Source organism: Caulobacter sp. ErkDOM-C, from assembly GCF_048541825.1.
GTDB lineage: Bacteria > Pseudomonadota > Alphaproteobacteria > Caulobacterales > Caulobacteraceae > Caulobacter.
On record NZ_CP183332.1, the window covers coordinates 2,685,668 to 2,706,452 of the forward strand.

General features: G+C 66.4%; 12 protein-coding genes and 1 pseudogene. 5 read left to right on the top strand and 8 right to left on the bottom strand.

The genetic code is table 11. The features are described 5' to 3' along the window. Positions 1-170: 170 nt before the first annotated feature. A complete protein-coding gene (locus ACN2C8_RS13020) occupies positions 171-3,086 on the top strand; it encodes a TonB-dependent receptor (protein WP_419252181.1) in 2,916 nt (971 codons plus the stop codon). A gap of 139 nt (positions 3,087-3,225) precedes the next feature. On the opposite strand, the gene ACN2C8_RS13025 is transcribed toward ACN2C8_RS13020, so the two are convergent. Both ACN2C8_RS13025 and ACN2C8_RS13030 read right to left on the bottom strand, forming a co-directional pair. Then, positions 3,226-4,122, bottom strand: coding sequence for an alpha/beta fold hydrolase (locus tag ACN2C8_RS13025; protein ID WP_419252182.1), 897 nt, complete (start codon positions 4,120-4,122; stop codon positions 3,226-3,228). 68 nt (positions 4,123-4,190) lie between these two features. After that, positions 4,191-6,310 (bottom strand): annotated as a pseudogene (locus tag ACN2C8_RS13030) (alpha-glucuronidase family glycosyl hydrolase). Between the two features lie 166 nt (positions 6,311-6,476). On the opposite strand from ACN2C8_RS13030, the gene manD reads away from it, so the two are divergent. From manD to ACN2C8_RS13050, 4 genes are all read left to right on the top strand, one after another. Beyond that, the gene (gene manD, locus ACN2C8_RS13035; RefSeq protein ID WP_419252183.1) at positions 6,477-7,688 is read left to right on the top strand and encodes a D-mannonate dehydratase ManD; all 1,212 of its coding nucleotides are present in this window, start codon (positions 6,477-6,479) and stop codon (positions 7,686-7,688) included. A 122-nt stretch (positions 7,689-7,810) separates the two neighbouring features. Continuing rightward, entirely contained in the window at positions 7,811-8,560 is a 750-nt protein-coding gene (locus ACN2C8_RS13040) for a FadR/GntR family transcriptional regulator (protein WP_419252184.1), read from the top strand. Positions 8,561-8,697: 137 nt separating this feature from the next. Next, entirely contained in the window at positions 8,698-9,852 is a 1,155-nt protein-coding gene (locus ACN2C8_RS13045; RefSeq protein WP_419252185.1) for a hypothetical protein, read from the top strand. Next, positions 9,849-11,126 (top strand): hypothetical protein, encoded by a 1,278-nt coding sequence (locus tag ACN2C8_RS13050; RefSeq protein ID WP_419252186.1) that lies wholly within the window; start codon positions 9,849-9,851, stop codon positions 11,124-11,126. Before ACN2C8_RS13045 ends, ACN2C8_RS13050 begins: the two co-directional genes overlap by 4 nt. 111 nt (positions 11,127-11,237) lie before the next feature. Here ACN2C8_RS13050 and ACN2C8_RS13055 read toward each other — a convergent pair whose 3' ends face one another. From ACN2C8_RS13055 to ACN2C8_RS13080, 6 genes are all read right to left on the bottom strand, one after another. Then, positions 11,238-13,163: a sialate O-acetylesterase gene (locus ACN2C8_RS13055; RefSeq protein WP_419252187.1), complete on the bottom strand. Its 1,926-nt coding sequence runs from the start codon at positions 13,161-13,163 to the stop codon at positions 11,238-11,240. Between the two features lie 140 nt (positions 13,164-13,303). Then, positions 13,304-15,706: a glycoside hydrolase family 3 N-terminal domain-containing protein gene (locus ACN2C8_RS13060; protein ID WP_419252188.1), complete on the bottom strand. Its 2,403-nt coding sequence runs from the start codon at positions 15,704-15,706 to the stop codon at positions 13,304-13,306. A gap of 136 nt (positions 15,707-15,842) precedes the next feature. Beyond that, positions 15,843-16,130: an addiction module antidote protein gene (locus ACN2C8_RS13065; RefSeq protein ID WP_419252189.1), complete on the bottom strand. Its 288-nt coding sequence runs from the start codon at positions 16,128-16,130 to the stop codon at positions 15,843-15,845. A gap of 15 nt (positions 16,131-16,145) precedes the next feature. Next, positions 16,146-16,436, bottom strand: coding sequence for a type II toxin-antitoxin system RelE/ParE family toxin (locus tag ACN2C8_RS13070; RefSeq protein WP_419252190.1), 291 nt, complete (start codon positions 16,434-16,436; stop codon positions 16,146-16,148). A gap of 167 nt (positions 16,437-16,603) precedes the next feature. Then, positions 16,604-18,388 (bottom strand): DUF885 domain-containing protein, encoded by a 1,785-nt coding sequence (locus ACN2C8_RS13075; protein WP_419252191.1) that lies wholly within the window; start codon positions 18,386-18,388, stop codon positions 16,604-16,606. A gap of 280 nt (positions 18,389-18,668) precedes the next feature. Then, entirely contained in the window at positions 18,669-20,606 is a 1,938-nt protein-coding gene (locus ACN2C8_RS13080) for a M61 family metallopeptidase (RefSeq protein WP_419252192.1), read from the bottom strand. Positions 20,607-20,785 lie beyond the last annotated feature (179 nt).

Sequence of the window (20,785 nt, forward strand, 5' to 3'; positions counted from 1 at the left end):
CGGCCCGACGGGATTTGACGCCTTCTGAACGGCGCGCGACCCTCAAGGTATGACCACATTGACTCAAGAGGCCTTACCTCTTAACCCTCTACTCCTGTGACCGCTACCATCGCAAGACGGCGGCCAAGGACGAACGAGCGCGTACAGCGCCGTCTCAAGGGGAGAGAAACATGCCTTCATCCGCACGCCACAATGCCGGCCGCCGCCTGGCCCTGATCGGCGCCACCTGCCTGTCGTCCGCTTTCATGGGTCTCGCCGCCCAGGCCCAGACCCCTGCAGGCGGGACGGCCGCTGCGCCCGACACCGTCGAGGAAGTGATCGTCACCGGCTTCCGCAAGAGCCTGGCCGACGCCACCAACGCCAAGCGCGACAGCGTCTCGTTCACCGAATCCGTCTTCTCCGAGGACATCGGCAAGTTCCCGGACGCCAACATCGCCGAGTCGCTGAACCGCATTCCCGGCGTGCAACTGACCCGCGAAATCAACGGCGAAGGCCTGAACGTCGCCATCCGCGGCCTGGGCACCAACTTCACCAAGGTTCTGCTGAACGGCGCCCAGGCGGCCGTGGCCTCGTCGGGCCGCACCGACAGCCAGAACCAGAACCGCGAAATCGATCTGGACCTCTATCCGACCGAACTGTTCACCCGTCTGGACGTCCACAAGACCCCGACCGCCGGTCAGGTCGAGGGCGGCGTCGCCGGCGTGGTCAACATGCGCAGCGCGCGGCCGTTCGACTACAAGGCCGCTGGCCAGCTGGCCTATTCAATCCAGGCCGGCAAGAACAACCAGGCCGACGACCTTAGCCCGCGCGGCTCGCTGATCGCGTCCAAGACCTGGGAAACCCCGGCGGGTGATTTCGGCATCCTGGCCGGCGCCGCCTTCGCCCGCAACAAGTCGACCACCACCGGCTTCGAGACCATCGGCTGGTCAAACGCCAACATGAGCTGCGCCGGCTGCAATACGACCGGCGGCAACGGCTTCAACTGGGCCTCGAGCGTCCCGGCCGGCGTGACCAGCAATGGCCTGACGCCTGGCCAGACGGTCGACAATGCCCTGCTGGCCGCGCTGAACCCCGGGACCAGCCTGGTGCAACTGTCCGACGCCCTGATCCCGCGCCTGGGCCGCGACAGCTGGAGCTCGGGCGAGCGCAACCGCAACTCGCTGATCATCTCGCTGGAATGGCGCCCCAACGACGCCCTGAACGTCTATCTGGACACCCTGTATAGCCAGGCCAGCCGCGAATTCGAGCGGATCGACATGAACTGGGTGGGTCGCAACTCCAACTTCATGGTCCCGGTGGGCGTGAAGGTTGACGGCAACAACGTCGTGACCGAGGGGACCTTCCTCAATTCGCAGTTCTTCCTCGAATACCGTCCCTATGATGAAGACGTCGAGGTGCTGAACCTGAACCCGGGCTTCACCTGGCGTCCGAACGACTGGATCAAGCTGGACGGCCAGGTCAACTGGAGCCGCAGCGTCTTCTTCCGCGAAGCCCCGACCGTGCTGTTCAACAGCCCGCTGGGCCAGGGCCTGACGGTGACCTATGCCAATAACGGCGGCGACCGGCCCTCGATCAAGCCGAGCAAGAACCTCAATGATCCCAGCCTGGGCTGGGTCTGGGCCGGCGGCCGCGTCAACATCCAGAACGAGAAGCGCGTCACCTCCACCGAGGGCGCGCACTTCGACCTGACCATCGGCGATGACAAGGCGATGAACTTCAAGGTCGGCGCCGCCTATGACGACGTCAGCCGCTCGATCACCGCCATCGACAACAGCGGCCGCTGGCAGACCTTCACCTGCGGCGGCGGCGGCGTCACCCCGCAGAGCCCGGCGCCGACCCCGGTCCCGGGCTGCGACGGTCGCGCCGGGTCGGCCATCCCCGTGGCCAGCCTGGCCAGCTACATCAAGCCGGGCCCGCTGGGCTTCGTGACGCTGGACCGGGACAAGTTCTTCAACGCCACCAACTATGACGCCTTCAACGCGGCGGCGCCCTTCTCCAACTCGGCCGCCACGGGCGCGGCCTCGGGCTTCATCCGCGAGAAGACCACCGGCGCCTATGTCGAGTTCAACGGCGTGACCCAGGTGCTGGAACGCGATCTGCGCATCAACGGCGGCGTTCGCTACTACAACACCGAGCAGACCATCGAAGGTCCGCAGACAGTGAACGGCGTCACCTCGTTCCTCAGCCGCAATACCAAGTATGACGGCATGCTGCCCTCGTTCAACGCGGCCTGGAATCTGAAGGACGACATCGTCCTGCGGATGAGCGCCTCGCGGACGATTACCCGTCCTAATCCGTCGGCCATGCTGCCGGGCACCACCTTCAGCGACCCCTCCGCCCAGCAGGCCAACCAGGGCAATCCGAACCTGCAGCCCTATCTGTCGAACAATGTCGACTTCGGCGGCGAATGGTACACGGGCGGCGCGGGCTATGTGGGCGTAGCCCTGTTCCGCAAGGAGCTGACCGGCTTCACGATCAGCGGCAACAGCACCATTCCGTTCCTGACCCTGGGCGTGCCCTATGAGCAGCTGACCAATCTGCAACAGCAGGCGATCACCAACCGGGGCGGCCCCAGCGCCGCCACCGTCACGGTCAGCCAGCAGGTCAATGCCGACGGCGTCCTGACGATCCAGGGCCAGGAAGTCACCTGGGTCCAGCCGCTGGACTTCCTGCTCGACGGCGCCGGCTTCACCGCCAATGCCACCCATGTCGAGCAGAACCCGCGCGGCAACGGCGCGCCGGCCAAGGCTGTGGGCGTCTCGCCCTGGGCCTACAACGTCACCGGCTATTACGAGAACCACGGCGCGACGGTTCGCCTGTCCTATGTCTGGAACGACGCCCAGATCTCGTCGGGTCCCAACCAGAACGGCATTCCTCTGGCCGAACTGGGCACGGACGCCCGGGGCCAGTGGGACCTGTCGGCCAGCTATCAGTTCGAGACCCTGCCGACCTCGCCGCGCGTGACCCTGGACGTGATCAACATCACCGAAGAGCCGCAGCGCAGCACCTTCCAGCACGACAATGCCGCCTTCACCTTCTACCAGCCCGGTCGCCAGATCGTGCTGGGCATCCGCGGCAAGTTCTAGGTTTCACCGACCCCGTCGTTCGCGAGCGATCGCGGCGGCGGGTTTCCTCCCCCGATGCCTTTCGCGCGCCCCGCCTTCCCAGGACCGCGTGATGTTCGCGGCGCATTCCCCTCCCGGAATGCGCCGCTTTTTCGTACGGCTAAGCCTCCACCCGCGCCCGGGCCGCCGCCGCGACCACCGCCGCGACGAAGGCAGCGTGAATGCCCTGCGGCATGTCGTGCCCCATGCCCTCGACGATCCGCAGCTCCGCGCCCGGGATCGTCGCGGCGGTGTCCTTGCCACCCTCGAGGCGGACCAGCGGATCGGCGTCGCCATGCAAGACGATGGTCGGCGCGGTGATGGTCTTCAGGGCCTCGCGGCGGTCGCCGGAGCCGATCACGGCGCACATCTGGCGCGCCATGCCGACGGGATGGTGGGCCCGTTCGATGGCGGCCTTCAGCTTGGGCCGCTCAAGGGCCGGATCGACCGGCCAGGCGGGGCTCTGGATGACGATCTGGGCCTTCAGGGCGTGGTCGGTCAGGCTCTCGATATCGGTCGCCTCAGGGCGGACATACAGGATCGCCAGCGCCTCGGGCGTCGCCGGCGGCAACCCCGGATTGCCGGTGGTCGACATCACCGAGACCAGTGAAAGCACCCTGGCCGGATGACGCGCCGCCAGCGTCTGGCCGATCATGCCGCCCATCGAGACCCCGGCCACGTGGGCGCGCTCAATGCCCAGAGCGTCGAGCAGACCTGCGGCGTCATCGGCCATGTCTTCGAGCAGGTAAGGAACGTCGGGCTTGCGGCCGCCCGCGATGGCCGTGAATACCGCCGGCATGTCCGGCGCGCCGGCCTCGTCGAGCCAGGTGGACAGGCCGATGTCGCGGTTATCGAAGCGGACGACCCGAAAGCCCTCGCCCACCAGCTGCTCGACGATCTCCATCGGCCAGCGCGTCAGCTGCTGGCCCAGACCCATGACCAGCAACAACGGCGCACCGTCGTCCTGGCCATGCACGTCATACTCGATCTCGATACCGTTGGCGGCGACCTTGGCCATATGCGTCTGCTCCCTTTTGCGGGGAGCTTACGGACGCGGTGAAGCGGGTCAAACAGTTGTTGGAGGACCTAAATCCCCGGCGCGTAGGGAAAGCTCATCGCCTCATAGGCCTCCAGCGGCAGCGGCGGCGCGGCCTCCCCCGCCGGCAGCGGGCGCTTGGAGAAGGTCTGGAACCAGGCCACCGAGGCATCCCGCCACCACTGGGCCTCGTGGCGCTGGATCTTCAGGAAGTCGCCCACCTGGGCGTGGCGCTCGGCATCGACATAGGGGGCCATGTCGCCCCAGGTCTCGCCCATGGCGTCCACCCCGGCCACGCCACGCGAATAGCGGGTGACCAGGCCGTCCCACAGGGTCTGACCCGACTTCAGGCGATAGTCCCAAGGCAGGTGGTGGAACCACAGCAGGTCCTTCTCGTCGACGCAGTTGAGGTCGGCGAAGCACGCCCCGACGGGGGCCGCATACTGCGCCACCGCGTTGCTGCCCTTGGCGGTGCGGTCAAAGCCGACCCCGTCCGCCCCGGCCTTGGCGTAATAGACGCTTGTCCAGTCGGCGCGCTCGCCGCCGCTGACCCAGGGGCCCGGGCCATAGTGGTGGCTGCGGCCCATCTGATGGTGCAGGCCCAGCGGCGTCATGTAGTCGACCACGGTCTCGCGCGAGCTCATCATCATGTCGACGACCGGCGTCACGAAGCGCTTGTCGTTGCTGAAGGTCATCCTGGCCCAGTCGGCGGCGATGTCGCGAGTCGAGGCCTCCGGATCCCAGGCCAGCCGGCCAAAGACGTACCAGTTGGCCTGGTCGAAGTGCGAGCCGCTCCAACTTCTGTCTGTCCCAATGTTGGCCACGCCGGCCATGACCGTCAGCTTGCGACCGTCCAGCGCGCCGTCGATCACCTTGGCGACCGTGGAGCCCTTGCCTTTGGCGAAGGTGTCGGCCCGCAGGGTCTCCTCGTACATCGGGCCCAGATAGGCCAGGTGGGTGGCGAAGCCGAGATATTCCTTGGTGATCTGGAACTCCATGCCGAGGTTTGATTTCGGCATGGCCCCAAACAGCGGGTGGAAGGGCTCGCGCGGCTGGAAGTCGATCGCGCCGTTCTTGACCTGGATCACCACATTGTCGCGGAACTGGCCGTCGAACGGCTTGAACTCCGAATAGCCCTGCTTGGCGCGATCGTCGGGCTGTTCGTGCGAATAGACGAAGGCCCGCCAGATGACGACGCCGCCGTGCGGCCCCACGGCGTCGGCCAGCATGTTGGCCCCGTCGGCATGGGTGGCGCCATAGTCCTGCGGTCCGGGCTGCCCCTCGGAATTGGCCTTGACCAGAAAACCGCCGAAGTCGGGAATGACCTTGTAGATCTCGTCGGCCTTGGCCTTCCAGAACGCCTTCACGGCCGGGTCGCGCGGGTCGGCGGTCTTCAGGCCGCCGATCTCGATGGGCGAGGAAAACCGGGCCGACAGATAGACCTTGATGCCATAGGGCCGGAACACATCCGCCAGGGCCCCGGCCTTGGCGATCCAGGGCGCGGTCAGGCTCAGGGACTTGGCGTTGACGTTGTTCAGAACCGTGCCGTTGACGCCGATCGAGGCGTTGGCGCGGGCATAGTCGACATAGCGCGGATCTGCGCTGTAGGCCGGCAACTTCCACCAGTCCCAGATCGACTGGCCCGCATAGCCGCGCTCGACGGTGCGATCCAGATTGTCCCAGTGATTGAGCATCCGTAAGCGGACCTTGGGGGCGGACGCGATGTTCAAGTTATCCACAGGCTGGCGGGTCTGGATCAGCGACAGGTAGCGGTAGACGCCATAGAGGGCGCCGACGTCGCGATTGGCGGCGATCACCGTGGTCGCCTTGCCGTCCACGCTCAGGGTGCGGATCAGATAGCCCTCATCGCCGGCGGCCTGCAGCGGCAGGGCCAGCCTGGCGATGGCGGGCGAGCTTTCCGGCGTGCCGATCAGGATGATGCGGCCCGCCTGCGCCGAGGGCGCACCGACCAGGCCGGTGAGCCGCGTTCCAGCTCGGCCCGGGCCACCTTCAGGGTCGGGGTGTCGGCGACGGGCGCGATGGCGGCAGGCGCATAGCCCGCCGTGGCCTCAACAGGTCGATAGCGCAGCCACAGGTCATGGCCGTCCTCGGCATGGGCGACGGAAGCTGTCAGCAGCACCAAGCCGGTGAGGATCGCAAGTAACCGCATCAGTTCACTCCCCAGACCGTTTCTATCCGCTCTTGCCGGCGAACGCCGGGGAGAGCGGTGCCCTTGAACCTTCCGGACACAAATTTCGCCCAGAGGTCGAGACACCGACATTTAGTGGTCTGACCACTGGGTTGACAACCCATACCCCGCCGTTAAACCGAGGGTTATGTCCAAGATCATCGCCGCCAAGACCATCGTCACCTGCCCGGGGCGCAACTTCGTCACGCTGAAAATCGTGACCGAGGACGGGACCTACGGCGTCGGTGACGCCACGCTGAACGGGCGCGAGCTGGCGGTCGAGGCCTACCTGACCGAACATGTCATCCCCTGCCTGATCGGCCGCGACGCGCACACGATCGAGGACATCTGGCAGTACCTCTACAAGGGCGCCTACTGGCGTCGCGGCCCGGTGACGATGTCGGCCATCGCGGCGGTCGACATGGCGCTGTGGGACATCAAGGGCAAGGTCGCCGGCCTGCCGGTCTATCAGCTGCTGGGCGGGGCCTGCCGCTCGGGCGTGATGGTCTATGGCCACGCCAATGGCGAGACCATCGACGAGACCCTGACCAACGCCGCCGCCTATGCGCAGCAGGGCTACAAGGCCATCCGCCTGCAGTCGGGCGTGCCCGGCATGAAGGGGACCTACGGCGTCTCAAAGGACAAGTTCTTCTACGAACCGGCCGACAGCGACCTGCCCAAGGAAACCATCTGGTCGACCGAGAAATACCTGCGGGCCGCGCCCGAGCTGTTCAAGGCCGCCCGCGAGCGGCTGGGCTGGGACGTCCACCTGCTGCATGACGTCCATCACCGCCTGACCCCGATCGAGGCCGGCCGTCTGGGCAAGGACCTTGAGCCCTACCGTCCCTTCTGGATGGAAGACTGCACCCCGGCCGAGAACCAGGAGAATTTCCGGCTGGTGCGCCAGCACACCACCACCCCCCTGGCCGTAGGCGAGGTGTTCAATTCGATCTGGGACTGCAAGACCCTGATCCAGGAACAGCTGATCGACTATATCCGCGCCACCGTGGTGCATGCCGGCGGCATCACCCACCTGCGCAAGATCGCCAGCTTCGCCGACCTCTACAATGTCCGCACCGGCTGCCACGGGGCTACCGACCTGTCGCCGATCAGCATGGCCGCAGCGCTGCACTTCGACCTGTCGATCCCCAATTTCGGCATCCAGGAATACATGCGCCACACGCCCGAGACCGACGCAGTGTTCCCCCATGCCTACACCTTCGAGGACGGCATGCTGCATCCGGGCGAGGCGCCGGGCCTGGGCGTGGATATCGACGAGACCCTGGCGGCCGGCCATCCCTACAAGCGCGCCTATCTGCCGGTGGCCCGCCGCGAAGACGGCGCGATGCATGACTGGTGAAACGGATCGACAAACCGCTGTTACGGCTAAAAGGGCGAGCGAAGGTCGAGAATCTGCGTGATACTTGAGGTGCAGCAGATCTGAACCGGCGTCCGCGCCACCCGAGATTAAAAGCACTGTCCATGGCCGACAACGTCAAGCTCTACCGCCGCATCGCCGACACCGTGGCCGACGCCATCGAGGCCGGGCAGTACAAGCTTGGTGACCGCCTGCCCACCGAGCGTGAACTGGCCGAGCAGTTCGGGGTCAGCCGCCCCACCCTGCGCGAAGCGATGATCGCCCTGGAAATGCTGGGCATGATCGAGGCCCGCCACGGCCTGGGCATCTATGTCACCAGCACGGCCCGCCCCGCCGCCCCGAACCACGAGATCGACTTCGAGATCGGCGCCTTCGAGCTGATCGAGGCCCGCCGCCTGTTCGAGGGCGAGGCCGCCGCCCTGGCCGCCACCTCGATTGACGACGCCCAGCTGGCCCAGCTGGAGGCCCTGATGGTGCGGATGCACGAGGAAGAGGAAATCACCGGCGAGGACGCCGACCGCGAGTTCCACATGATCATCGCCCGCGCCACCGGCAACGGCGCGATCATCGCCACCATCGAGAACCTGTGGGACTGGCGCAACCGCTCGCCCCTGGCTCGCAACATCCTGGCCCGCGCCCGCGGCATGGGCCTGGAACCCCGCATCAACGAGCACCGCCGGGTGTTCGAGGCCCTGAAGGCCCGCGACCCCGCCGCTGCGCGGCAGGCGATGCGCGACCACCTGGAGCGGGTGATCGAACACCTGCTGCACGCCACCGAGACCGAGGCCGTCCAGCGCGCCAGGCAGGAAACCAGCACGCGGCGCGATGCGATCGCCAAGCGGGTGGCGATCTAGCCAGCCCGCTGGAATGGGCGCGCGCCACAAGGGAGCACCACCCCGACTAGCGCCACGATTGCACTGACGCAGAGCTTGTGAGAAGCTTCCAGAGAACACCGTTCCGCGAACGATCGGTCTGGGTTCGGGGGGTGGTTATGGGCAAGCACATCCTTTTCCTCGTGCACGGCATGGGCTCCTACGGGACGTTCAAGGACGGCAAGTGGGTCCAGGACACCAAGGGCTGGTTCAAGGAAGCCAGCAAAAGCCTCATCGATGTCTATGACACCTTCATCAAAAGCGATCCGAAGCTGGGCAAGGGCGTGGATTTCGATGATCGCTTCGTCATCGAGACCATAGAGTTCGACAGTTGGCTGGAGCACTACCGTACTGACTGGCAATATCAGGCCGGCACCTGGGACGCCTTCGACCTCGACAGTGGTGTCGCAGGAAAAATCACCGACTTCTTCAAGGGCAACACTGAAAAGTCTTTTCTCTGGACCCATGTCGCGGACGTTCTGCTCTACACGTCTCCACTCCTGAAGGACGCGATCCACGCTCACGTCGCCAAGCAGATCCTTGACGCCCTGCGCCGGCATCATCAGGCCCTGAGCCTGGATAACTGGAGCATCCTGGCCCACTCGCTCGGCACGGCGGTGATCAACAACGCCATCCCCGCGCTTATGGCCGAAATCAGCCAGGATCCGGAGCTGAAGGCGGCGCTTGTTCCGCCCAAGGTCATCTGCATGGCCGCCAACGTGGCGCGGGCGCTGTCGCCGCCGGAGGCCGCCTACAGCGACCGTCTGGTCCCCTCGGGGCCGTGGGGCGTGGGGCACTATCTCAATTGCAGCCATACGCTGGACCCGTTCTGCCGGATTCGTCCCTTTCAGCCCTCGGATGCGAAATGGGTCGATGCGCCCGGTTACGTGCCGCTGACGGGACTGTCGGGCTACTATCTGGCCGACGAGTTCATCGACTGGGCTCAGGACTGGAACAATTTCGACAAACTGGCCTCGGTCGTGCCGCATGGCTTCAGTCACTACATGCGCCAGCCCAAGGTCGTGGCCCAGCTGTGGCCCAGGCTGCGCGGCCGGTTGCCGTCCGAATCCGCCAATCTGGAAAGCGCCGTGCGCGACGCCAACGAGAAGCTGGTTCGCGATACCGTGGGCGATCACCTGCGCCTGAAACTGGAGCAGGAGGTTCGACAGCGACTGGAGGGCGCGCTGGGAGACACGCCCTTGCCGACGACCAAGGAAGCGGTCGCCAAGCTTCTGCCCACCCTGCTCGGCAAGCTGAAGGGGTTCCAATCATGATCCGGTCATCTGTGACTCGCCTGCTGCTGGCCGCCGCTCTGGCCCTTGCCGGCTTGGCGCCTTCGGCCTTGGCCGACACAACCGCCTTTACCGGCGCGGTTTTGACCAAGGCGCGGGAGACCTGCCTTTCGGGCGCCTTTGCGGCCCTGCCCGCGACACCCAGCGCCAATCAGGCCGTCCAGGCGCTACGGGATGAGGCCGGTGAACTGGGCGGCAAATGCGCGCCCCTGACATTGCCTGAGCCTTCGCCGACCTTCGACGCCATGCTGAGCGCCATCGACCAGGGTCTGGCAGAGACGCGTATCGCCTATGGCTGCGCGCCCCAGTCCGAAAAGCCCTCCTGCCGCGGCCTGCTGACCGCCGAGGCGCGATACGGCGAACTGCAGCTGTTCAAGCTTGGCAAGACGGAGGCTATCCGCCTCATTCCAAAGGATCACTACAGCCGGGCCAACGCCTATTGGTGGAAGCCTGAGAATGGCAGCTTCGGCGTCAAGTCCGGCGTTGGGGTCAGTCTGATGCGACTCGTGCTCGACGCGTCGGACCCCGATACCCCGCTGGCCAGACGCGTGCAGGCCGAGACGCCCTACCGCGACATCGAGGCCGATGTGCTGGCCGCCAATACGCCCTGCGCGACCTGCGAAGAGGAAGTCGCGCGCGTCATTTCCCTCTGGCCCCTCTTTGACGCGCTCGAGCGCGGCTTCATGGTCGCCACGCGCGACAATTTCGACACCGCCATCACAAAGCTCGAGGGCCTGGTGGGTCGGTGGGACGCCTATCACTTCGGAGGGGGCCAGGGGCGCGCGCAACTGCCCTGGGAGCTGGCGGTGAACAGTGTCCTCTATGCGAGCCGCCGCCCCGACACCGAGGGCTGGCAGGAGCCGCCCGGCCACGCCTTGACGCTGCTGCACCCCTCGTCGGGCCTGGCGCTCAAGGATGTCGATGGCGCCGACACAGTGGTCAACGTCGTCGAGGTGGTTGGCTGGAGCCGGTGGGACTACGATCGGAAGTCCTATGCGCGCGCCAACGAAATGGGGATCTCGGCCGTCGCTGCCTATCGCCAGCGGAGCGACGCCAGGGACTGGGGATATGGGGCGCTGGTCCGCACCCCCTTCGACGTCTCAGGAATTCCGCTCAACATGGTCTGGACACGAACCAAACTGAACGCGGGCGGCCATGACGACACCTTCGCGATCTCGGTGGACCTCTCGCGTTTCGCGCCGAAATGGAAAAGCGCCGCCTGCCTGTTCAAGCTGCCGTCCTGCGAGAAGACCTGACGCCTGGGCTCCAGCCCACCGGCAAGTCTCGGATGCCGCACGCTTTCCGCCAGCCCAGATAGCCGCCGGCCCACAGCTGCGGGCTGCGGGCGGGGAGAGCTGAAGCAAGGGTCAGTTCACCTCCATCTCGAACGGCACGGCCGGCAGGCCCGCGCTATCGAAGAGGTTGAACGTCGGGCTGTCGGCCCAGGCAAACCGTACCTGGGCGGCGGGTGCTCCGGCCGGAACGGTCAGCACCACGCTCGCCCTGTCGATCCGGGCGTCGGCCCAGCGGCAGGCGTTGGCGGCGTCGCAGAGCTCGAAGCCAATCACCCGGTCCGAACCGCGCGACACCAGCGTCCCGCCGATCTGATCGAAACCGATCACCACGGCCTCGCCGACCCGCTTGGCCGAGATTGGCGCCGGCCCCGTGGTCACAGCCTCGCCGGCGATCCGGCGGGCGGCCAGGGCCAGGCGGCGACCGACCTGCTGCTTGTTGCCGGGGTGGATGTCGAAGGGGTCGCCGATGTCGGTGGTCACGGCCAGACCCGCATGCGGATCGGCGACGACGGCCCGACGCTGGGCCTCGCGCAGGGCCGCCGTGCCCGAGGCTCCCGGCGTAGTCGCGAAGGCGCCGTAGCTGGCCAGTTGCGCCACCACCGCGGGCATGTCGGGCGCCATGCCCGCGCGGCGCTCGGCAACGAAAGCCGTCTGCAGGGCCGCATAGGTCTGGTCGCGGCCGACATTGGTCTCGCCCTGATACCAGGCGAGACCCGAATAGGCGTAAGGCCCCATAGGCGCCAGCATGCCGTTATAGAGGGTCGAGACCCCGGCCAGGGTGTCCCACGGCGCACGGGGCGGATCGGCGCCGACGCGGGGCTCGATGCGGTAGCTCCAGGCGTTCAGCGGCAGGCGCGTCCCGTCGGCCAGCACCAATGCCCTTTTCGAGGGATCTCCGTATATTCCGCCATTGGCATAGGTGTCGTAGGCCGAGACGACGATGGTGTTGCGGCCCGCCTTCAACGCGCCGACGGCCAGCGGATACGACCGATCCAGCCACGCGCCCGAGGTCGCGCCGACCCCCACGCCGTTCAGATAGGTCGCATCCATCTCGTCGATCTGGCCGAGGTTCAGCGTCGCGGCCTGCTTGGCCTGGGCGACGGTGAGCGTCACCTCGGTCTTGAACCAGACCACGCCGTTGAACTCAGCCAGGGCCGGAACGCCCCAGCGCTCCCAGATGCCCAGGTCCTTGGGCGCTTCGGTCCAGACGCCCGCACCGGTCCAGGGTGCGGTCGCGGCCTCGCCGGGGTGCTTGGGCGCCCACCAGGCCTTGATCGTCTCGCCCCAGCGGCGGTTTGCGGCGGCCGGGTCCTTCAATGACAGGTTCAGGGTCTCGATGGCCTCGTCATAGCCGCCGACCTTGCGCAGGGCGGCCGGGCTCATCCAGGCCTCGATCCCCGATCCGCCCCAAGAGGCGTGGATCAGGCCGAACGGAACCGCGCGGATCTTCTGCAGCTCGCGAGCGAAATAGTAGCAGCTGGCCGAAAAGGACCCGAGCGTATCGCGGTTGGTCGGCTTCCAGACCGGAGGCTTGCCAAAGCTCGCCTTCGGGGCGCGGGCATCGGCCTTCTCGATGGTCACCATGCGCAGGCTGTCATTGGGCGCGACATTGTTGACCTGGCTCCAGGCGTCATTAGCCCGGTCGACCGGCAGCTCCATGTTGGACTGGCCCGAGCACAGCCAGACATCGCCGGCCAGCACGTCGCGGACGGTCTGGGTCTTCGAGGCCGTGCTGGCCCTCAGGTCGTAGGGACCGCCCGCCGGGGTCGCCGGCAGGTCGAGGCGCCAGGCGCCGTCGGGGCCGGTCGTGGTGGTCGCGGTCTTGCCGGCGAAGGCGACGGTGACGGTCTCGCCGGGTATTGCGGTTCCGAACACCGGCAGCGGCCGGTCGCGCTGGACCACCGCGTGATCGGCGAACAGGGCGTTGAGGAGGTCCTGGGCGGCGGCGGGGCCGGTCAGTACGGCGGTGGCAAGCAGGATCGAGGTCAGGCGGCGCATGGTGTTACTCCCTCCGAATAGATCCTCCCCCTTTGGGGGAGGTGGCCCAGAGGGCCGGAGGGGGCCAGCACGGCCTTGGCCGAGATGACCCCCTCAGTCGCTCCGCGACAGCTCCCCCAGAGGGGGAGCAGCTTGCCGACCTAGACCACCGTCAGTGTCGTCTTCTTCAGGTCCACCGAGTTGGGCCCGACCATGATCTCGAAGGCGCCCGGCTCGACCACGCGCTTCATCTCCAGGTTCCAGAACCACAGGTCCGACGGCGCGATCTCGAAGGTCACGGTCGTTTTGGCGCCCGCCGCCACGGTCACGCGCTTGAAGTGCTTCAGCTCCAGCAGCGGACGGGTCACCGATGCGGCCACATCGTGGATATAGAGCTGCACCACCTCGTCGCCGGCCAGCTTGCCGGTATTGGTGACATCGACCTCGACCGTGACCTTTTCGCCCTGGGCGATGCTGCCCCTGGCCAGGCGCGGGGCCGAGATGTCGAAGCTGGTATAGGAGAGGCCAAAGCCGAACGGATAGAGCGGGCTGGTCGTCTGATCGAACAGATAGCCCCGGCGCGCGGTGGGCTTGCGGTTGTAGTAGATCGGCAGCTGGCCGACATTGCGGGCGATGCTGACCGGCAGCTTGCCGCCCGGATTGGAGCGGCCAAACAGGACGTCGGCGCCGGCGGTTCCGGTCTGCTCGCCCAGATACCAGCCTTCGATGATCGCATCGGCGCGCTGGGCCAGCAGGTTGATCGACAGCGGACGGCCGTTGAGCAGGAACACCACGGTCGGCTTGCCCAGGTCGAAGATCGCCTTGGCCAGGTCGTTCTGCTGGCCGATCAGGTCCAGGTCGTTGCGGTCGCCCAGGTGGTTGTCGGCCCAGGCCTCGCGGCTGGTCTGCTCGTTGTCGCCCAGCACCATGACCACCACGTCGGCGTTCCTGGCCACTTCCACGGCTTCGGCGATCAGTTTGGCGTTGACGGCCGGGTCGACCAGCTTGACCTCGTCGGCGGCCCAGACTCGACGCTCGGTGACGCGGACCGCTTCGGCGTAGTCCAGGGCGAAGCCCTGAGCCTTGGCCTCGGCGGTCAGGCCTTCCAACAGCGAAACCACATGCTTGGGCTCGTCGGAATAGCCGCCGATCGGGGTGTCGCGGGCGTGGGTGCCCAACAGGGCCAGACGCTTGATGGCCTTGCCGTTCAGCGGCAGCAGGCCCTTGTCGTTCTTCAGCAGCACCACCGACTTGCGGGCGGCTTCGCGAGCCAGGGCAATGGCCTCAGCCGTGTTGTTCTTGGCCTCGGCGGTCTTCTCGTCGGCATAGGGGTTTTCGAAGAAGCCGCCTTCGAACTTCATCTTCAGTACCCGGGCAACGGCGGCGTCGACCTGGGCCAGCGAGACACGACCTTCCTTCACTAGCTGGGGCAGCAGGGCATAGGCCTCACCGTCCGGCAGTTCGACATCGACGCCGGCCGTGATCGACATCACGGCGGTATCGGCCAGGCTGTCGGTCATCTTGTGACGGTTGGCCAGTTCCTTGATGGCGAAATAGTCGCTCTGGACCGAGCCCTGATAGCCCCACTCGGTGCGCAGGATGTCGGTCAGCAGCCAGTGACTGGCGTGCGAGGGGACCCCGTCGATCTCGTTGTAGGACGGCATCACCGACCGCACCGGCAGCTCCTTCACCGCCCGTTCGAACGGCGGGAAGAAGTTCTCGCGCAGGGTGCGCTCGGCGATCTGGGCCGGGCCGACATTGGTGCCGTTCTCGGGCTGGCCGTGGCCGGTCATGTGCTTGAGGGTGACGAACACCTTGTCCTTGGCCAGCGGCAGGGTCTTGCCCTGGAAACCGCGAATGGCGGCCAGGCCGATCTCGGCGCACAGGTGCGGATCCTCGCCATAGGTCTCCTCGATGCGGCCCCAGCGCGGGTCGCGGGCCACGTCGACCACAGGGGCCAGGGCCATGTTGGAGCCGCGGGCGCGCATTTCCTTTGCGGCCATTGAGAACACCTTTTCCACCAGCTCGGTATCGAAGCTGGAGGCCAGGGCGATGGCCTGCGGATAGCTGGTGGCGTCGCGGGCCACATAGCCGTGGAGGGCTTCGTCATGCATCAGCATGGGGATGCCCAGGCGGGTGTTCTCCATCGACCACTTCTGGGCGGCATTGGTGTAGCGGGCGGTGTCGCGGGCGTTGCGGCCCTTGGTGCCGTCCTCGGCCCCGGCGGCGGCGTCGACCACGGTGGCGGGCTTGAGGCCCCGGCGGTCGGTCGGGCGCGAGATCTGGCCCAGGCCATTGGGGAAGCTCTTGCCGGCCGCCTCGGGCGAGAACTCGCCTTCGGGCGTCTGGATGGCGGCCTTGGTCAGCCAGATGCCGATCAGCTGGGCGGCCTTTTCCTCAACCGTCATGCGCGACAGCAGGTCCTTGACCCGGGCGTCGACGCTCTGGGTCGGGTCCTTGTAGAGCGGCTTGGCAACAGCCGCGAACGACAGGCCGGGGGTGGTCGCGGCAGCGATGGCGGCGAGGCTCGCGCCGAACAGGCGGCGGGTGATGGCTTGTGTCATCTGGTTCGTTTCCCCGGAGGTCGCGTCGTTGGCTGGCGGCCTGGAGCCACCTTGGCGATCACTATGGGGGAGGTTGTCAGACCACTCAAGAAAAGAATGGTACCGGTCTCATTCGATTGCGCCGGGTGAGGAGCGCTTAGCCCGCTGGCACGGTTGAAAGCCGCAGCCCCAGCGCGCGGATCACCTTCAGGACGGTCTCGAACTTGGGACTGCCGTCAGCGGCCAACGCTTTGTAGAGGCTTTGACGCCCCAGTCCGGCGGCTTCAGCCACCTCGGTCATGCCCTTGGCCCGCGCCAGAACGCCCAGCGCATCAGTGATGAACGCCGGGTCGCCCGTGGCCAGGGCGTCGTCCATATAGGCGGCGGCCGCTTCAGGGGTTTCGATATAGACGGCCGGGTCGAATGGACGGGTCTTGACGGTCATGGCCTCATTCCTTCGCTAAAGGTCGCGCGCCAAGGCTCGCGCCTTGGCGATGTCCCGAGCTTGTGAGCCCTTGTTGCCCGCGCACAGAACAACGATCAGCACCACGCCTCGCTGGACGATGTAGACGCGGTACCCGGGGCCGACATGGACCCGCAGTTCGCTGATCCCCTCGCCGACAGACTTGACGTCACCCAGCAATCCGAACGCCAGTTGGCGCAATCGCCCCGCGATCCGGGTCTTGGCGACAGGATCACGCAGGTTCGCCATCCATCGTACGAAGACTTCGGTTTCAAGGACCTCGATCAATTCAACTGTCTCCCACAGGAGACAGTTGAATGCAAGGGAAAACGGGGAACATCGCTCCTCCCTGGACTTTGTGGTCCACGGAGCAGTTATCTATTGGTGCATTTTACCAAATGCAACTTTTGGACATCCGGTCGCGCCTCTGCCGGTGGGAGCGGTTCAGGTCTGGATCACCCCTGCCAAGCGTCCAGCACCCGATCCAGCACCGTAAGCGGCACCGGCCCGACCAGCAGCCCCGCATCGTGGAACCGCCGGATGTCGAACTTACCGCCCAGCCGCGCCTTGGTGCGCTCGCGAGCCTTGGCCCAGACCGTGTGGCCCACCTTGTAGGAGCAGGCCTGGCCGGGATTGGCGCAGTAGCGTTCGACCTCGCTGGTGATGCGGCCCTCCGGTTCGCCGCCGGTCTCCATCATGTAGGCGATGGCCTTTTCGCGGCTCCAGCCCTTGGTGTGGATGCCGGTGTCGACCACGCAGCGGGCGGCGCGGAACAGCCGGGCCTGGTACATGCCCAGCAGACCCAGCTCGTCGTCCTCATAGACGCCCATCTCCATGGCCACCTGCTCGGCATACAGCGCCCAGCCCTCGGTATTGGCCGAGAAGCCCATGTTCTGGCGCAGGCGCGGCAGGCTGCTCTCGGCCACCAGGGCCAGCTGGAAGTGATGGCCCGGGGCGGCCTCGTGATAGGTCAGGGTCGGCAGCGACCAGCGCGGGCGATCGGCCGTGTCGCGCAGGTTGATATAGAAGGCCCCCGGCCGCGAGCCGTCCAGGGCCGGCCGCTCGTAATAGCCGCCAGCCGCGCCGGCCTCGGTATAGGCCGGGATGCGCCGCACCTCGACCGGGGTCTTGGGCGTGACGCCAAACCACTGGGGCAGCTTGGGCGCCAGGTCGGCGATCAGCTTGTTGCAATAGGCCAGCATCTGGGCGCGGCCTTCGTCGGTATTGGGGTAGGTCTGGGTCGGGTCAGTGTTCAGCGAGGCCACCCTCGCCCCGACGCTGCCCTGGGTCAGGCCGCGCTTCTTGAGGATGGCGTCCATCTTGGCGCTGATCTCGGCGCCCTCCTCCAGGCCCAGACGGTGGACCTGGTCGGCGGTCATGTCGGTGGTCGTGTAGATCTTCAGCAGGGCCGCATAATAGGCGTCGCCGTCCTTTAGGCGATTGAGGCCGGCGTCGTGCGTGGCCCTGGCGCGCGCGGCCTTCAGCACCTCGATCTGGCGGTCGAGGGCCGGGTGCACGGTCCCGGCCAGGAGGGCGGTCGCCTTGCCTTCATAGTCGCCGTAAGGCTTGGCGCGGCGCGCCAGCGAGGCGACCAGCACGTTCTTGTCGGCCGGCAGGGCGCGGAACTTGCCCAGCTGGGCGATGGCCTTGTCCAGCATGAAGTCAGCAGGGATCACGCCCTTGCCGGCGTCGGCGGCGAAGCGCTCGCTCTCCTGATCCAGCACCGTGGCGAAGGCGGCCATGCGGGCCAGATAGGTCTCGGCGTCGGCCGCCGAGGCGATCTTGTGCTTGGTGTCAAGGAAGCTGGGCGTCGAGGAATAGGCCCCATAGTACTGGGTCAGCACATAGGGCCGGCTGATCGCGCCATAGTCGAAGCCCGCGACCGCCGCGCGGCTTTCGTACTGGAACAGGGCGGTATCGTAGTTGACGGCGTCGTCGCCGGTCAGAGCCTTGCGGTCGACGGCCTTGAGGCGCTGGACCCGCTGGCCGGGCTCGGCCCGGTCCTTGATCCAGCCCGCGATCGAGCGGTCGCCAAGCTTGCCGCGCGCATCGGCGTGGGCGCCGGTGTCGAGGCCCAGATTGGTGGCCTGTTCGGGGCTGTCGGACAGGTCCTCGTCGAAGAAGGCGTCGAACAGCTTATAGAGCTCGGTTTTCGCGTCAGCGGCCTGGACCGGAAGCCCGGTAGCGAGCGCGGTGGCGGCCGCCCCCATCATGATCTGGCGACGGTCGAACTTCGACATGAAAGGCCCCTGCGACTGAATGATCCCGCCAGCGATTGCGCTTTGCGGGGGCAAATCAGTCACCCGGCGAGGGCATGTCGTCAAGCCGGAGCGCGGCCTGCAAAGCGCCCAAGAAAAAGGGCCTGCCTGGGCAAGACAGGCCCTTCGACTTTGGAGATCGTTCGAAGATGGAGGATCCTGAACACCATAACCCTACGCCCAACCCGAGCGAGGGGCACCTCCACATATTGTCGCAAGGTCGGTTTTCCGGCTGCTGCGACCAAGCTCTTGTTTTTGCAGCTTACTTCCGCGCCGCCAGGATATCGTCGAGGCGCGCCGGGGTTCCGGCGATGCGTTCCAGGCGCGGATAGCGCAGGCCGCCGCGCCAGTCGATCTTGACCATCCGATAGCGCTCGCCGTCCTTGATCAGCAGTTCGACCAGCGCCCCCTCCGGCTTACTGGCCGCCTTGATCGCGTCCTTCAGCTTGTCGGCGTCGTAGGTCTCGCCATTGACCGCAACCAGGGTCACGCCCTGGGTCAGGCCCGCCTTGAAGGCCGGACCGCCCCATTGCACATCCGACACCAGGCCGGCGGCGGCCACGGTCAGGCCCAGCGAATAGGCAAGGTTGGTGGTCTTGCCGCGCGTCTCGGCCGTCTTGAAGTAGTCGGTCGGGGTCTCGGTATAGATCAGCCGGTAGCCGCCCCGGGTCAGGCCATCCAGCGGGGCCTTTTCCGACAGGCCTTCGATGCGGGTCTTCAGGAAACTGGTCCAGTCGTGGGCCACCACGTCGTTCAGCGTGCTGGCCACATCCTCGAAGGTGTAGGTGCGCGGCACATACGAGCCGTTGTCGACGCCGAAGAAGGCCTTGGCGAAGTCGTCCAGCGACTTCTTGCCGCCGGTCTTCTCGCGGATCAGCGTATCGGCGTCGAGCCAGACCAGCTGGCCTTCGGAATAGTAGTCCTCGCTGCGCTGGTAGCTGACCCACGACAGCGGCTTGCGCATGGCGATGATCGGATCGTTGGTGGTGTCGGCCACGCTGCGCCAGTCGCGGCCGCGCCGGGTGTCATAGAGCGCCGCCGTCATGGCCAGGGCGTCCAGGCTCTGCTGCTTGGTGTGCAGGTTGGAGCGCGCCGACAGCACACCGCCCCAGTACTGGGTCTGGCCCTCATAAACCCACATCAGGCTGTCGCGCATCGGCTCGTTCAGAGTGGCGGTCCACAGATCGGCGCCGCGGCGGAACTTGCCGTTCCACGAGTGGGTGAACTCGTGGGGCAGCAGGTCGCGGCCGACATAGGTCTTGTCCCACTCGGTAAAGTACTTGGGCGCGACGCGGTTTTCGCTGGACCGGTGATGCTCCAGACCGATGCCGCCCAGCTGGTCGGACAGGGCGACCAGGAAGTCATAGTGGTCGTAGTGGTAGCTGCCATAGAGCTTGTAGGCCTGCTGGACGAGGTCCTTGTGGGCCTGGATCTGCTCGGGCTTGAACTCCAGCAGTTCGGGCTTGTCGGCCATCATGTTCAGGCGCACCGGCGCTGGGCCGGTCGGGTCAAGCTCGACCGTCTTGAAATAGCGGCCGGCGAACATCGGCGAGTCGACCAGGGTCTCGAACGGCGTGACCTTGAAGGTCGTGGTCTGGCCCTCGGTCTCGGCGACCTCCAGGGCCGAGGCGAACTTGAAGCCTTCGGGCAGCTTGACGCTGGCCTCGACGGGGATCTGGCGGGTGTAATAGCCGGCCGGATAGAAGCCCATCTGCAGCCATTGCAGGTTCAGCATGTCGGGCGTCATCACCTGGCGGCCAATCCTGGCCTCGACCGGCGACAGGAACTGGTAGCTGAGCTGCAGCTCCGAAACGCCTTCGGGGACCTCGACATGGAAGGCGAAGACCTGGACCAGGTCGCGCGTCCAGGCCAGGCGCTGGCCGTTGGCGGTGATCACCAGCCCGGCCAGCTTGTCGATGTCGTTGCGCGGCGAGTGGCCGCCGGGAACCCACTGCGGATAGAGGATCGTGAACTTGCCGGGCTTGGCCACCGGAATGGTCTGGCGGATATCGAAGATCTTGCGCGCCAGGTCGGTGGCGTCGACCGACAGCTTCAGCGTGCCCGGATAGGGAATGTCCTGCGCGGCCGCGATGGCCGGGGTCGGGGCCGAAGGCTGCGGCAGGGTCTGGGCGACGGCGGTCGTGGCGGCCAGGGCCAGCAGCGAAACGGAAAAGAACAAGGTTCTCACAAAACACCCCAATGCAGTCCGCGAGCGTGCGCCTCGCGGTTAAGAGGCGGGATGTTTCACCCCTTATCCGTCACTTGTCGAGCCGTCAGAACGACGTCTCAAAGCGCCGACGGCGGTCCGCCCGCAATCCCGGTGAGCGTAGGCGTTCTGGTAGAATTCATAGCCCCCGCCGCGCCTCTGAATGTCGGTTC

Coding starts and splice junctions, on each gene's coding strand:
- ACN2C8_RS13020 (WP_419252181.1), top strand. CDS start 171: ATGCCTTCATCCGCACGCCACAATGCCGGCCGCCGCCTGGCCCTGATC.
- ACN2C8_RS13025 (WP_419252182.1), bottom strand. CDS start 4,122: ATGGCCAAGGTCGCCGCCAACGGTATCGAGATCGAGTATGACGTGCAT.
- manD (WP_419252183.1), top strand. CDS start 6,477: ATGTCCAAGATCATCGCCGCCAAGACCATCGTCACCTGCCCGGGGCGC.
- ACN2C8_RS13040 (WP_419252184.1), top strand. CDS start 7,811: ATGGCCGACAACGTCAAGCTCTACCGCCGCATCGCCGACACCGTGGCC.
- ACN2C8_RS13045 (WP_419252185.1), top strand. CDS start 8,698: ATGGGCAAGCACATCCTTTTCCTCGTGCACGGCATGGGCTCCTACGGG.
- ACN2C8_RS13050 (WP_419252186.1), top strand. CDS start 9,849: ATGATCCGGTCATCTGTGACTCGCCTGCTGCTGGCCGCCGCTCTGGCC.
- ACN2C8_RS13055 (WP_419252187.1), bottom strand. CDS start 13,163: ATGCGCCGCCTGACCTCGATCCTGCTTGCCACCGCCGTACTGACCGGC.
- ACN2C8_RS13060 (WP_419252188.1), bottom strand. CDS start 15,706: ATGACACAAGCCATCACCCGCCGCCTGTTCGGCGCGAGCCTCGCCGCC.
- ACN2C8_RS13065 (WP_419252189.1), bottom strand. CDS start 16,130: ATGACCGTCAAGACCCGTCCATTCGACCCGGCCGTCTATATCGAAACC.
- ACN2C8_RS13075 (WP_419252191.1), bottom strand. CDS start 18,388: ATGTCGAAGTTCGACCGTCGCCAGATCATGATGGGGGCGGCCGCCACC.